This is a genomic window from Desulfobacter latus (assembly GCF_013389365.1).
Taxonomy (GTDB): Bacteria; Desulfobacterota; Desulfobacteria; order Desulfobacterales; family Desulfobacteraceae; genus Desulfobacter; species Desulfobacter latus.
Window position 1 is genome coordinate 1 of sequence record NZ_JACADJ010000181.1, and the last position, 584, is coordinate 584.

Annotated in this window: 1 protein-coding gene; it reads left to right on the forward strand. The window is 43.8% G+C overall.

Translation table 11 applies throughout. From position 1 onward, the window contains the following. The coding region (locus HXW94_RS18890) for a hypothetical protein (RefSeq protein WP_218576825.1) at positions 1-584 on the forward strand (584 nt) is incomplete at both ends.

Genomic DNA, 584 nt, shown 5'->3' on the forward strand with positions numbered 1-584 from the left:
AATCCCAGTTCTTCCTATTCTCATTTCAACATGCTTGAGATTAAGAACTGGTCTGCAGAAGGCATCACTTTCCTGACAGATGTCTGCTGGAGCGGCATAACGTCAAACGGCTGTACAATGAATAATCTGAATTATTTAAATATGTCCTGGACCCTGACTTTCGATGAAACTATTGCCGATGATTTTGAATTGAAAAGTGGTACCATCAATCTAAACGGCCACACCTTGACAGTCGAAGGAAACCTGATTCATTCCGGCGGGACGTTAAATGTCAACGGTGGCGCATTAATTGTAAACGGAGACTACCAGATCCAAACGCCAGGTACTGAAGAAGGTGTATACACCTACAGCAGCGGGATATTAAAAATGCTCAACGCCGCAGATACAGTTCAGGTTGACGGCGATTTTGTAATGGACAGCACTAAAGATCATGACACTTACCTGACGGCAGGCACCATGACATTAAAGGGCGATTTTACGCAAAAATCCACGTATGTAAGCTATTATTCCAACGAAGAGGAGAACTTTGATACATCAGGTACCCACAAGGTAATATTGGCCGGTTCAACGCTCCAGACAGTCAG